Annotated in this window: 12 protein-coding genes and 1 pseudogene; 9 read left to right on the forward strand and 4 right to left on the reverse strand. The window is 72.6% G+C overall.

Features of this window, described 5'->3' with window-relative positions; genetic code table 11:
- Positions 1 to 11: 11 nt before the first annotated feature.
- Positions 12 to 434: a YjbQ family protein gene (locus ACZ43N_RS27180; protein WP_468101098.1), complete on the forward strand. Its 423-nt coding sequence runs from the start codon at positions 12 to 14 to the stop codon at positions 432 to 434.
- Positions 435 to 474: 40 nt separating this feature from the next.
- Here ACZ43N_RS27180 and ACZ43N_RS27185 read toward each other — a convergent pair whose 3' ends face one another.
- The 3 genes from ACZ43N_RS27185 to ACZ43N_RS27195 all read right to left on the reverse strand — a co-directional run bounded on the left by ACZ43N_RS27185 (position 475) and on the right by ACZ43N_RS27195 (position 4,898).
- Entirely contained in the window at positions 475 to 2,100 is a 1,626-nt protein-coding gene (locus tag ACZ43N_RS27185) for an alpha/beta hydrolase (protein ID WP_468101099.1), read from the reverse strand.
- Positions 2,097 to 3,305 carry a serine hydrolase domain-containing protein gene (locus tag ACZ43N_RS27190; protein ID WP_468101101.1) on the reverse strand — a complete coding sequence of 403 codons (1,209 nt, stop codon included), beginning with the start codon at positions 3,303 to 3,305 and terminating at the stop codon, positions 2,097 to 2,099. The genes ACZ43N_RS27185 and ACZ43N_RS27190 overlap by 4 nt, the downstream gene beginning before the upstream one ends.
- 222 nt (positions 3,306 to 3,527) lie before the next feature.
- Positions 3,528 to 4,898, reverse strand: a complete 1,371-nt coding sequence (locus ACZ43N_RS27195; protein WP_468101103.1) for a pyridoxal phosphate-dependent decarboxylase family protein — start codon at positions 4,896 to 4,898, stop codon at positions 3,528 to 3,530.
- Between the two features lie 219 nt (positions 4,899 to 5,117).
- On the opposite strand from ACZ43N_RS27195, the gene ACZ43N_RS27200 reads away from it, so the two are divergent.
- The 3 genes from ACZ43N_RS27200 to ACZ43N_RS27210 all read left to right on the forward strand — a co-directional run bounded on the left by ACZ43N_RS27200 (position 5,118) and on the right by ACZ43N_RS27210 (position 6,419).
- Positions 5,118 to 5,618, forward strand: a complete 501-nt coding sequence (locus tag ACZ43N_RS27200; RefSeq protein WP_468101104.1) for a MarR family winged helix-turn-helix transcriptional regulator — start codon at positions 5,118 to 5,120, stop codon at positions 5,616 to 5,618.
- A gap of 374 nt (positions 5,619 to 5,992) precedes the next feature.
- On the forward strand, positions 5,993 to 6,214 hold the full coding sequence (locus ACZ43N_RS27205) for a hypothetical protein (RefSeq protein WP_468101106.1): 222 nt from the start codon (positions 5,993 to 5,995) through the stop codon (positions 6,212 to 6,214).
- Between the two features lie 25 nt (positions 6,215 to 6,239).
- Positions 6,240 to 6,419, forward strand: coding sequence for a hypothetical protein (locus tag ACZ43N_RS27210; RefSeq protein WP_468101108.1), 180 nt, complete (start codon positions 6,240 to 6,242; stop codon positions 6,417 to 6,419).
- Positions 6,420 to 6,487: 68 nt separating this feature from the next.
- Here ACZ43N_RS27210 and ACZ43N_RS27215 read toward each other — a convergent pair whose 3' ends face one another.
- On the reverse strand, positions 6,488 to 7,393 hold the full coding sequence (locus ACZ43N_RS27215) for a glycoside hydrolase family 16 protein (RefSeq protein WP_468101109.1): 906 nt from the start codon (positions 7,391 to 7,393) through the stop codon (positions 6,488 to 6,490).
- A 248-nt stretch (positions 7,394 to 7,641) separates the two neighbouring features.
- Between ACZ43N_RS27215 and ACZ43N_RS27220 the strand changes: the two genes are divergently transcribed.
- The 5 genes and pseudogenes from ACZ43N_RS27220 (at position 7,642) to ACZ43N_RS27240 (ending at position 12,421) form a co-directional block, all read left to right on the forward strand.
- Positions 7,642 to 10,032: a SpoIIE family protein phosphatase gene (locus ACZ43N_RS27220; protein ID WP_468101110.1), complete on the forward strand. Its 2,391-nt coding sequence runs from the start codon at positions 7,642 to 7,644 to the stop codon at positions 10,030 to 10,032.
- Between the two features lie 700 nt (positions 10,033 to 10,732).
- Positions 10,733 to 11,317 carry a TetR/AcrR family transcriptional regulator gene (locus ACZ43N_RS27225; RefSeq protein ID WP_468101112.1) on the forward strand — a complete coding sequence of 195 codons (585 nt, stop codon included), beginning with the start codon at positions 10,733 to 10,735 and terminating at the stop codon, positions 11,315 to 11,317.
- A 207-nt stretch (positions 11,318 to 11,524) separates the two neighbouring features.
- Complete coding sequence (locus ACZ43N_RS27230; RefSeq protein WP_468101114.1) at positions 11,525 to 11,794, forward strand: NAD(P)H-binding protein; 270 nt, start codon at positions 11,525 to 11,527, stop codon at positions 11,792 to 11,794.
- An 88-nt stretch (positions 11,795 to 11,882) separates the two neighbouring features.
- Positions 11,883 to 11,957 (forward strand): annotated as a pseudogene (locus ACZ43N_RS27235) (NAD(P)-dependent oxidoreductase); the annotation flags it as partial.
- Positions 11,958 to 12,022: 65 nt separating this feature from the next.
- Positions 12,023 to 12,421: an NAD(P)-binding oxidoreductase gene (locus ACZ43N_RS27240; protein WP_468101220.1), complete on the forward strand. Its 399-nt coding sequence runs from the start codon at positions 12,023 to 12,025 to the stop codon at positions 12,419 to 12,421.
- Positions 12,422 to 12,431: the final 10 nt, after the last annotated feature.

The raw sequence follows: 12,431 nt of genomic DNA on the forward strand, positions 1-12,431 counted from the left end.
AGGATGGAGTCATGTTCGATGCCTTCACCACCCGAGTCCTGAACGTCGCCTCCGGCTCCCGTGAACGGGTCGTCGACCTCACCCGCGACTGCGAGGCGTTCCTCCGTGAGGTGGCCGCCGGCCGGGACGGTCTCCTCAATGTCTTCGTCCCGCATGCCACCGCCGGCATCGCGGTCATCGAGACGGGCGCTGGCAGCGACGACGACCTCCTCGCCGCCCTCCACACCCTGCTGCCCGCCGACGACCGCTGGCAGCACCGGCACGGCAGCCCCGGCCACGGCCGTGACCACGTCCTCCCGGCGTTCGTCCCACCTCACGCCACGCTTCCCGTGGTCGGCGGCGGCCTTCAACTGGGTACCTGGCAGTCGGTCTGCCTCGTCGACACCAACAAGGACAACCCCGACCGCCAGGTCCGGCTGAGCTTCCTCGGGTGACTCCCCTCCCGTCGTGGCGGTGGCCGCCGGTCCGCCCCTCTCAGGCGGAGGACCGGTCGCAGGTGATGTCGGTGACCGGCAGGCGACCCGTGGCCAGGTAGGAGTTGACCGTCGCGTCGACACACGGGCTGCCGAAGACGCCGTACACGGCGTGCTGGTCCGCGTCGCGGAGGGTCACCAGGCGGGAGGAGGGCCACATGCGGCGCACTGTCCGGGCGTTCCGGTAGACGGTGCGCGGGTCACCGGTCGCGTTGACGAGCAGGGCCGGCAGGTCCCCGCGGACCGCCGTCGGGCGCTCGCGCGGCGGATTCCAGAAGGCGCACGGCCCGATGCCGTGGGTGACGGGACCGAACAACGGATCCTCGGCGCGGGCGCGTTCCACGTCACGCCAGTACACCTCGGGGGAGCGAGGCGCGGACACGTCCCCGCACAGGATCGCCGTCTGGACGCTGCCGTACGCGGAGGACGATCCGTTGAGCAGGAAGTCGAGCGTCGCGGCGAGACCCGGCGAGGGGGTGACCGCCTGGCCGTCGGCGGCGCGTCGCATGTCCCGTACCGCCTGGGCGAGATCGGCGTAGGCGGCGTCGTTGTCCTGGGAGAGGCCGCTGAAGACGACGACGGGCAGCACATGTTCGTCCACCCGGTGGTCGCCGATCGCCAGCGGGGTGCGCCCGGCCGCCGCCTGGACGCCGTCCAGGACCGCCAGTACCTCGGTCCGGGTACGGCCCAGACCGTAGGCCGAGTCGCGTGCCGCCGCCCAGGTGGCCCAGCCATCCAGGGCGCGCCTGTTGGCCTGCTCCGTGCCACGCAGCAGCCGCGGGTTGTAGCGGTCGGGGGCGACGAGGCCGTCCAGGACGACGCGGTCGGTGCGGCCGGGGAACATCGTGGCGTACACCTGGCCGAGGTAGGTGCCGTACGAGTAGCCGAGGTAGGAGATCCTGCGTTCACCGAGTGCGGCGCGGACGACGTCCATGTCACGCGCGGTGTTCCGCGTGGTGGCGTACGGCAGGACGTCGCCCTGGGACGTCCGGCAGCGATCGGCGAGTTCCCTGGCCAAGGCCACCGTGCGCTCGAACCCCGAACGGTCCGTCCCCGCACCGCGTATGAAGGAGCCGGTGGGCCAGTGGCAGTCCAGCGGCGTGCTGCGGCCGACGAAACGGGGGTCGACACCCACCACGTCGTAGCGCTCGCCGACCTGTTTCATCGAGGTGCGCACCCACGGCGGGTCGCCGATGGTCTGCCCACCGGGACCGCCGCCGTTGAGCAGCAGCGCGCCCACGCGACGGTCCGTGTCGGCGGCCCGGATCCGTGAGATGGCGACGGTGATCGTACGGCCGTCGGGCTCGTCGTAGTTCAACGGGACGGTGACGTCGGCACACCGGGCGCCGGCCCTGTCGAGTTCCTTGCCCGTCTCGTCGTCCGGTCCGAGCAGGCAGCTCTGCCAGTCGAGGTGCTGGTGGTGGTAGCGGGCGAGTGGGTCGGCCGCCGTGCGGGCGGGTTCCGCCGCGGCGGGTGACGTGGCGACGGTGAGCGCCCCGACCAGGAGGAGGGCTGCCCCCGCCGCGGTCCGCGACACGAGCCGGCGAGGGCCGCCGCCCGCGTGACCGGGGCGGGTGGGGGAGGAAGCCGCACCTGACGGTGCGCCCGGGGAGGGGGAGCCGGTCATGCGGAGGTCCTTTCGGAAGGGCTGCCCTCGCAGAGGGACTGGTCGACGAGGTCCAGGAAGTGGTATTCGGCCCGCAGCGAGGCGGGCACCTCGTTGAGGGCGACGGCGACACTCCGACCGCCGGGACCGACGGCGACCAGAGCCCGGTGACCGCCGGGCACCGTCCCCGCGTGCCCCCACCACGTTCCGCCGCAGGACAGCGGTGTCGAGATCAGGCCCAGCCCGTAGCGGGCACCCGGCCAGAGCCGGTCGGTGTCGACCTCCACCGTCCGTCGCATCTGGGCAAGTTGGGCCGCGGGCAGCAGGCGGCCGTCGAACAGGGCGGTGGCGAACCGTGTCAGGTCGCCCGGCGACGAGACGAGGGCGCCGCCGGTTCCGCCGAAGGTCATGTTCCAGGCGGTGCCGTCGACGCGCCGACCGGCACCGTCGGTGAAGTAGCTGCGGGAGTGCGGTCCTCGGAGACGGATGTCGTCACCCGGCCAGTGGGTGTCGCGCAGCCCGAGGGGCTCGATGAAGCGGCGGGTGATCTCCGCCTCGGCGGTACGGCCGGTGACCTCACGGACGATCATGCCGAGGACGAGGTAGTTGGTGGTGGCGTAGTGCCAGGTGCCGTGGGGGCGCGGCAGTTCGAGGGCACGGGCGACGAGGTCGCGCGGCTCGAAGTGGTGGTACCGCAGCCGCTCGGGACGCCCCCATTCGGGAGCGTCGAGATAGTCGGGCAGCCCGCTGGTGTGCCGCAGGAGTTGCCGCACGGTCACCGGACGGCCGCCATGTGCCTCCGCCGGGATCAGGCCGGGCAGATAGCGGTCGACGGGGGCGTCCAGAGCGAGGCGGCGCTCGGCGACGAGCTGCAGGACGAGTGCCGCGGTGAACGTCTTCGTCACACTGCCGACGCGCAGCCGGTCGGTGGCGTTCATCGGGCGTCCGGTGCGCGGATCCGCCGTTCCGGCGGCCTCGGTCCAACGACCGCAGGACTGGTCCGCGGTGGGGTCGGTCACCAGGACGGCGGCCCCGGTGATGCCGTCGAGGTCGGTGAGGACGCGCAGAGCCTCACGGGTCCGGTCGTGCGTGCCGCAGTCCACGGCGGTGTGGGGGTCCGGCGTTCGTGCGGTCGCCGTCGGGCCGGTGGCCAGTACGAAGGCCGCCACCAGCGCGGCGAGACCGGCGCGCCGGCCGGTCCGTGCGATCGATAAGAAGATTGGCATGCCACAGCACGGTAGGCATGGCCCGCCCCTTGATCACTCCGGCAGGCATGTGCTTGCGTGTTGACGCCCGCCCGAGCAGTGAGCCGGGAGAGGGCCCCCTGGACGAGCCGACCCAACTGCTGCTATGAGCGGGGGCATTTGGTACCTGTCACCGCTCCCTTTGCCGCCGGAGTGGCGCGGCGGAGCCTGACCAGGCGGGACCTGTCCTGTCGCGACCGGCGCTCAGCGTGAGCGGGAGCGGGTGAGCTGTTCGACCCGGTCGTGGAGACGTTCGACGTGCTGCTCCGACTCCGGTTTCATCAGGACGCTGCGGAGGATGCGTGCGCCGTCGGCGTCCGCGCCGATGCCGGGGTGGCGGGCCGTGAAGGCCTCGCGGCCGGCCTTGAGGGTGCTGAGGAACAGCGGATCGGGGTGGGCCATGCCGTCCGCCAGGACGCGGGCCGACGCGGCGTCGACGGCGGTCAGCGCCGCCGGTTCCACGGCGGGGAAGTAGCCGACGATGTCCAGTTCGGGCCGCTGGTACAGCTCCAGGACGCCGGACGCGTCGATCAGGTCGGCCCAGCGGAGCGCGGCGCGGCGGCCGGCCGCGAGGACCGGGCCGAGACCGGTCGGTGTCGGCGGGAGGAGCTGGAAGGTGAGCCACAGTGCGGCGGCGGAGGCGCCGGCGCGTGAGCACTCCAGGCTGATCTCGCCGAGGTGGAGCTCGGCGGAGGTGAAGTACGTGTAGGGCGAGTCGTGCAGATAGAACCGCCCCACCTCGGGGTCGCGGAAGATGACGGCGCCGCACCCGTACGGCTGGAGACCGTGCTTGTGCGGGTCGACGACGACCGAGTCGCACTGGGCGATCGCCCGCCAGGGCTCGGCCGGAAGTCCTTCGGGGCCGTCGGCGCCGGCGAGCAGGGTGAAGAAGCCGCCGTACGCGGCGTCGACATGGAGACGCACCCCGTAGCGGTCCCCCAGGGCGAGCACCGTGTGGACCGGGTCCACGGCACCGAGGCCGGTGGTACCGGCGGTGAGGACGACCGTGCCCACGTCCCCGGTGCGCAGGACGTCCTCCAGGGCGTCGACATCGATCCGGCCCCGGTCGTCGGCGGGAATCGGGTACCCCTTGATGCCGAGGACGTGGCACATGCGGCCATGCGTGTAGTGGGCCTCGGCGCTGTAGGCGACGCCCCGGCCGGGGTGGAGTTCCCGGGCGACGAACAGGGCTTCGAGGTTGGCGATGGTGCCGCTGGTGGTCAGATGGCCGAGGTGGGTGTCGAAGCCGAACATCGCGGCGAGCCCGGCGACGGCCTCCCGTTCCATGGCGGCGGTGGCCGGCCCGCCGTCCAGGGCGTGGTTGTTCGGGTTGATCAGCATGGCGGTGAGATAGCCGACCACCGCGGCCGGGTGCGGAGGCTTGAGCATCTGCCCCGCGTAGCTCGGGTGGAAGAACGGATAGTTGTCCCTCAGCCGTCCGGTGAACTCATTGAAGACGGCGCCGAAGGTGTCGTCCTCGACGTGCTGGGACGAGTGGGGCTCGTAGGGGCCGAAGGTGCCGGCCCACTTCTGTACGGCGTCGTCGGCTCGGCCCAGCCAGTGCCTCAGGTCCATGGATGTCCCCTTTCTCGGACTCTCCCGGCGGTGGACCCACCATAGGACTTCATTGACTGCTCAGCAATTGACTGCTCAGTAGTTGAGACCTTGGTAGGTGAGTGGGCACTAAAGTCAGAGGGTGAGAGAGCAGGCCCTGCGCCGGATCCGGCGCCAGGGCGACGGTCAGGGAACGGTCGGGGGACGGGCCAGGAGAAGGCCGGCCGAAGGCAGAAGGCCATGAGAGGACGCACACAGGTGGATGCCGAGACCCAGCGGGCTGACGAGACGGCCCGCGCCGCCGGCAGCCGGCTCGTACAGGACTTCGGGTTGCTGATCAAGGCCGCGACCCGCATGGAGCAGCGGATCGACGGCGTCCTGAGGCGGGAGTGCGGGATCAGTCACACGATGTTCGAGGTCCTCATCAGGCTCTGCCGACAGCCGGGCGAGGAGGTGTCGCAGCGGGCACTCGCCGACGACCTCACGCTGACCAGCAGCGGCATCACCCGGCTCATCGACCGCATGGAGGCGGCGGACCTGGTCCGCCGGGTGCCGTCGCCCGAGGACCGCCGGAGCGTTCTGGTGGAGGCGACCGATCACGGTCGCACCGTGTTCCTCCGGGCCGCCGATGCGCACGGGCAGGTCGTCGAGCGTTATCTCGTCGCGCCGTTGGCCCCGGCCGACTACCGGCGGCTGACCACGTACCTGAACGAGATCCACAGGGCACTGCGCGACGCATGACCTTCGCGACATCGCGGGGCCTTCGCCCGGGCCGGCTGAGAGAGGCCGGGCCTTCGCCCTCGCCGACTGGGACAGGCCCGGCCCTCACCCATGCCGTCCCGAACGACCGGACCGCGGACTGAACGACCGGACCGCGGACGGCCCGACAGCGCCGCCAGCGGGATGCCGGGGCCGTCGGCTGCCCGCTACGGCCGGACGTACCCACGGCAGCGGTACGCAACGAAGTCGCCCCACGAGCATCCGCTCGTTCGACCACGGAACCTGCCGCACAGAGGAACGTCATGGCCGGGGTGACCTGCCCGCGCCAACCGCCGCGCCGCGACCTCCCTCGAGCCCGGACGGCCGCGCCCGGGGGGACCATCATCGAACAGCCCGTGGGGCGCACGGAGACTGCCGGTCGCCGGCTGATACTCGGTCTCACGCTGAGCCGGCACTTCTGGAAGCAACTGCACTGGCAGGAACCGATGGTGCCGGAGATCGCCCGGCGGCTGGGAGCCGCGCCGACCGCCCGGGACCCCTGGCCGGGGCGCTGGTCGCAGCCGCGCTCGCCTGAGACGTACGGCGGCACGCGGCCGACGCCGAGCGGATCACCGTAGTACTCCGGCACCGGGCCGGCCGGAGGTGTCGGTCGCGGACGACGGCCACGGCGGCAGCCAGCTGCCGGAGGACGCTCGCGGCGGGGGCTTCGGACTGGTCGGCCCGAAGGAACGGGTGACCGCGCTGGGCGGCGAACTGCACGCCGGGCCACGTGTCGGCCACGGCTGGGAGATCCGCGCCCTCCTGCCGGTTCGCACATCCTGACGCGCGCGGGACGGTGGACGCGAGGGCGCGGGACACCCGCCGCCCCCTGCCCGGGGCGCCCGGTCCGATCACTTCCAGCCGTACGCGTAGGCCGCCACCCACGTGATGTCGAGCTGGGCGCTGCTGCCGGGGGCCGCGACCGGTCCCCGCAGGGCGCTCTCGTTCTGCAGCACCCACGACAGGGGGCGGTCCGGCACCTCCCGGGTGTCGTGCCCGACCAGCCTGCCGTCCACGAAGAACCGCACATGACCGGGCGTCCACTCCGTGGACACGGTGTGCCACTCGGTCCAGTCGCCGGCCCCCGGGAAGTACCCCTGCTCGCCGCCTCCGCAAGGATGGTGGAAGGCGGTGAGGCCGTCCGTCCACTCCCCCTCGGGATGGTCCATCTCGCAGCCGCCGCCGTAGTGGAGCCAGGCCGACTTGTAGCCCGGAGCGAGCGCGGTGACCTTGATACGAGCGCTGTACTTGCCGTACCTCATCTGCATGACGGCCCGCGGTACCACCGCGGCGGCGTGCACCGGACCTCCGTCGGCGGGTCGCCACATCCGGATGTACATCCGTCCGTCGCCGTTCTCCGCAGGGCCCACGCTCACGGTGTCCTCCGGATGGTAGACACCCACGACCTCCCGGCCCCGGTCGTTGGCCGTGTCCCGCCAACCGGTCGGATACGCCCACCAGTGGTCGCGGTAGGCGCCGCTCAGACCCCCGCAGTACGCCGCGGACGTGTCGACCTCGTGCTCGCAGTCGTCGAACGACCCCAGCGGCACCCGGTCACCGTTGAAGTCCTCCGCGAGGACCTGCCAGAACGGCCCGCAGTCGCCGAGCGGCAACGCGGTGCCCGTGGTACGGCAGGCGTCCGCCGACACGGGCGCCCCCTCGGCCTGCGGGATGCCGAGGCAAGCGGCCAGGAGCATGAGGACCGTCGGCGCCCACAGCGCGCGTCCGCGACGGCCCCGCGCTGCGTGTGCCCCCATCGCGGACCCCCTTCCCGTCCGGGCCGGTGCCGACCGCCGGAACGCACGGCAGGATGTGTCGTGCGAGGGGGCATCCTCGCCGTGCGACCAGTGGGACGCCACCCCCGGAACCGGACGCCTTGCGGACCCTCGTGCTCCGCGCTCGCGCGCCTCGGGGAGTGCCCGGCGCACAATGAACCCGGGAAGAGTGCGAGCAGTCGATCTCGACCGAGCCGGCCACGTGGCTCCGGTCGTGGAGAGAAGGAGCGATGGGCGAGCACGGTATCGCCTCGGCCGCGGTCGACGCCCGGGGGGTGATCGTCGCGTGGAGCACCGGCGCCGGTGATCTGCTCGGATACGGGCCCGAGGAGGTGCTCGGCCGACCCGCCGCCGAACTGCTGACCGGCCCCGTTCCCGTCCCGGCCCGGCGCCGTCTCACCGAACGCTCCGCGTGGCGCGGCCCCCTCGACGCCCGGCACCGGGACGGCCACCGCGTGGAGCTGGAACTGGTGGCCCACCCCCTGACGGACACCGCGGGGGAGGACCGGTGGTTCCTGACGGCCACCGTCCCGGAACCCGTGGCCCGGCTGCGGGGCTGGGCCCTGGACCAGCTGCCCGTACCCATCGCGCTGTTCGACCAGGACGGGCTCGCCGTGGCCACGAACTCCGCCATGGAGGACGTGATGGGCAGGCCGGAGAAGGACCTGCTCGGCCGCCGGGTGGGGGAGTCCGTCGACGGGAAGCGCCGGCTCCCCGGCTTCGAGGGGCTCGACTCCGCGGTGCGCCGCGTCCTGCGCACGGGCGAGCCGGTGCCGTACGAGGCCTGGCTGCACGCACCCGGCGAGGCCCGCGAGCACGCCTGGCTGGTGTCGCTCAGCCCGCTGAAGGACGACCTCGGCGCGGTGCGCGGCATGTGCCTGGTGGCGCTGGACAGCACCGAGCAGTTCCTGGCCCGCCGCCGGCTGACCATGGTCAACGAGTCCGGCGGCCGTATCGGATCCACCCTGGACGTGGCGCGCACCGCGGAGGAACTCGCGGAGGTGTGCACCGACTACTTCGCCGACTTCGTCATGGTGGACCTGCTCGACTCGGTGCTGGCCGGTGAGGAGGCACCCCTCCTGCCCGGCGCCGGCCCCCTGCTCTTCCGCCGCACCGCCCAGCGGTCCGTGCTGGAGGGCTGCCCCGAAGCCGTGATCCCGGTCGGCAGCCGCCACACCTACGACGAGAACTCACCGCCCGGCCGCGCCCTGACCAGCGGCCGGGCCCTGCTGTACGACGTCGACGACACCATCCGCCGGCTGTGGGCCGCGGACTCGCCCACCCGGGACCGCAGCATCGACGCCTACGGCATCCACTCGCTGATGGCGGTACCGCTGCGGGCCCGCGGCGTCACGCTCGGCCTGTCACTCCTCGCCCGCCACCGCACCCCGGACCCCTTCACCGAGGACGACCTGATGCTCGCCGAGGAGCTGGCCGCCCGCGCCGCCGTCTGCGTCGACAACGCCCGCCGCTACACCCGCGAGCACGCCATCGCGCTCGGACTCCAGCGCAGCCTGCTGCGCCACCACGCACCTCGGCAGGCCGCCGTAGAAATCGCCTCCCGCTACCAGCCGGCGAGTTCCCGCGCCGGGATCGGCGGCGACTGGTTCGACGTCATCCCGCTGTCCGGGGCGCGTGTGGCGCTCGTCGTCGGCGATGTCGTGGGCCACGGAGTGCAGGCCTCCGCGACCATGGGCCGGCTCCGGACCGCCGTACGCACCCTCGCCGACGTGGACCTCGCCCCGGACGAACTGCTCACCCAGCTCGACGACATCGTCCTGCGCCTGGACACCGAGACGATGCCGGACGGCGACGACGACGCCGACAGCCCCGGTGAGATCGGTGCCACCTGCCTGTACGCCGTCTACGACCCCGTCACACGCCGCTGCTCCATGGCCCGGGCCGGCCACCCGCCGCCCGCCCTGGTCGCCCCGGACGGCGAGGTGGAGTTCCTCGACCTGCCCACCGGGCCGCCGCTGGGGGTGGGCGGGTTGCCGTTCGAGACGGCGGAGGTCGACCTCGCCGAGGGCAGCGTGCTCGCCCTCTACACGGACGGCCTCGTCCACGCCGCCGGACACGACATGGACGACGGGCTCGGTCTGCTGCGCGAGGCCCTGCACGGCAAGAACCGGCCCCTGGAGGAGACCTGCGACGGCGTCCTGCGCGGCCTGCTGACGGAGCGCCCCGCCGACGACGTCGCCCTGCTCCTGGCCCGCACCCACGGACTGGCCGCCGACCAGGTCAGCACCTGGGACGTCCCCGCCGACCCCACATTCGTCGCCCGGGCCCGCAAACTGGTCTGCGACCAGCTCGTGGCCTGGCAGCTGGACGATCTCTCCTTCGTCACCGAGCTGATCGTCAGCGAACTGGTCACCAACGCCATCCGCTACGGCGACGCCCCCGTGCAGCTGCGGCTGATCCGCGACACCACCCTCATCTGCGAGGTGTCCGACTCCAGCAGCACCGCGCCGCACATGCGCCGGGCGCGCGCCTTCGACGAGGGCGGACGCGGCCTCCTCCTCGTCGCCCAGCTCAGCCGGCGCTGGGGCAGCCGCCACACCCGCACGGGCAAGACCATCTGGGCCGAACAGACACTGCCGGACGAGACGGGGGCCCCTTGAGAGGTCCTTTCACCATGCCCGCCCGACCGGTTTCGCCGACAGGCCGCCCGGTGGGGCGGTGGAACGACCAGGAGCTCTCCGCAGCGTGCGCCGAAGTCGCTACGACAGCCGGCGAAGGAGCCGCCGCCATGGCCGCCGTCGACATCAGCGACGCCAGTGGGTTCCACTCCAGCGACATCGCCCACCGCGACAAGGAGGGCTTCCGCTACATCGTCGACCGGCTCAAGGACATGATCATCAGCGGTGGCGAGAACAAACTACCCGGCCGAGGTCGGGCGGGCCTCGCCGCCTGCCCCGGCGTACTGGAGGCGGCCGGCCTGGCCCCCCGGACCACCCGTGGGGCGAGACCGTCGTCCGGGCGTTCCCCGGCCGTCACCTCGCCGACAAACTTTCCACCCGGCTCCTGCCCCTCGACCGCCTGCCGCGCAACGCCGGCGGCAAGCGCGGCAAGGCCGAACCGCGCCGCCTGGCCGAGTCCCGGCCCGCCCTGGACACCCTTTGACGAGGCGCTCGGCAAGCAGGCCGGACTCGGCGGACCATGTGCGCCCGGAGCCCGCTCCCGTGGGTCCCTCGGTGGCCGGAGCAAGGCGTGCCGACGCTCGGTAAGGTGGCCTAAGTGGACAATCGTCCACTATCGGCGAGTGTGATGGATGGCTGTCCGGAGCGGGCGGGGCCCGCAGCGGTGCGGGAAGGAGGGTGGATGGAGTCGAGAGACGGTGTGCCTCAGCGGACGGACGCGCAGCGCAATCGCGAGCGCATCCTGGAGGTGGCGCTGGTCGAACTGGCGCGCTCCGCGGACGTCCCGCTGAGCGTCATCGCCAAGAAGGCGGGTGTCGGGCAGGGCACCTTCTACCGCAACTTCCCCGACCGTGAGTCGCTCGTCCTGGAGGTGCACCGGCACGAGGTGTGTCAACTGGCCGACAGCGCGGCCCGGTTGCTGGAGACCCGGAAGCCCGACCAGGCGCTGCGGGAGTGGATGGACCGCCTCGCCCGGTACGCCATCGCCAAGGCCGGGCTGGCCGACGCGCTGCGGCAGGCGGCCCGTGCGGCGGGAGGTCCGGCCAAGCCGGGGTACGCGTCGGTGGTCTCCGCGGTCGAACTCCTGCTCAAGGCCAACCGTGAGGCCGACACCATCCGGCCGGGCCTGACCGCGGACGACTTCGCCCTGGCCATCGCGGGCATCTGGCAGATCGACCTCCACGGGGACTGGCAGGCCCAGACCGCCCGGCTACTCGATCTGATCATGGACGGCCTTTGTGCGGGCGCTCCCGGCGCCGGCGGCTGAGGCGACAACCGTCCCGTTAACCGGACAGTTGTCCGGTTCCTTCTCGGTATCGGAAAGCTGTCCGCTTGTGTTCCCGGTCGCCTCATCGCGCCGTTCCCCCCGAGGGCCTCTGTCAATGAAACTGCTCATCCTCGGTGCGACCGGTCGCACCGGCCGCATCATGTCGTCGACGCGGCTCTGCCCTCCGGCGACTCGGTCACCGCTTTCGTGCGCAACCCGGTGGCCCTCGGCGGCCTGGCCCGGCAGGTCACCGTAGCCACCGGCGACGCCACCTCGTACCGCGATGTCTCCGCCGCCGCGGCCGGGCAGGACACGGTCGTGTCGGCGCTGGGCAGGGGCACGTCGATTCGGGCCGACGGTCTCTTCACGCGGGCGGCGGCGGCCGTTGTCCGGGCGGCCGAGGAGCAAGGGGTGTCCCGACCGGTGTGGCTGTCGATGGGTGGCGCTCGACCAGTCGAAGGTGTGCCCCACGCCTGAAACTGCTCATCCTCGGTGCGACCGGTCGCACCGGCCGCATCATGTCGTCGACGCGGCTCTGCCCTCCGGCGACTCGGTCACCGCTTTCGTGCGCAACCCGGTGGCCCTCGGCGACCTGGCCCGGCAGGTCACCGTAGCCACCGGCGACGCCACCTCGTACCGCGATGTCTCCGCCGCCGCGGCCGGGCAGGACACGGTCGTGTCGGCGCTGGGCAGGGGCACGAGTCGATTCGGGCCGACGGTCTCTTCACGCGGGCGGCGGCGGCCGTTGTCCGGGCGGCCGAGGAGCAAGGGGTGTCCCGACCGGTGTGGCTGTCGTCGTTCGGCGTGGGGCACACCTTCGACTGGTCGAGCGCCACCCAGAAGGCGATCTACCGCACGCTGCTCCGGTCGGTCTACGCCGACAAGGCCACCGCGGACGATCACATCCGCTCCGGCGGGCTCGACTGGACGATCGTCCTGCCGACGCGGCTGACCGACGGCCCGGCGCGGGGCGCGTTCGTCGCGGGGGACCGGCTGCCCACGAAGGGCAACCCGACGATCAGCCGGGCCGATGCCGCGGCCTTCAAGTACGAGGTGGCGCAGGGCGGCGGGTGGGCTCGCGCCGGCCCTGTCATCACCGACTGACGACGCGGGG

Source organism: Streptomyces sp. NPDC030814 (assembly GCF_055572155.1).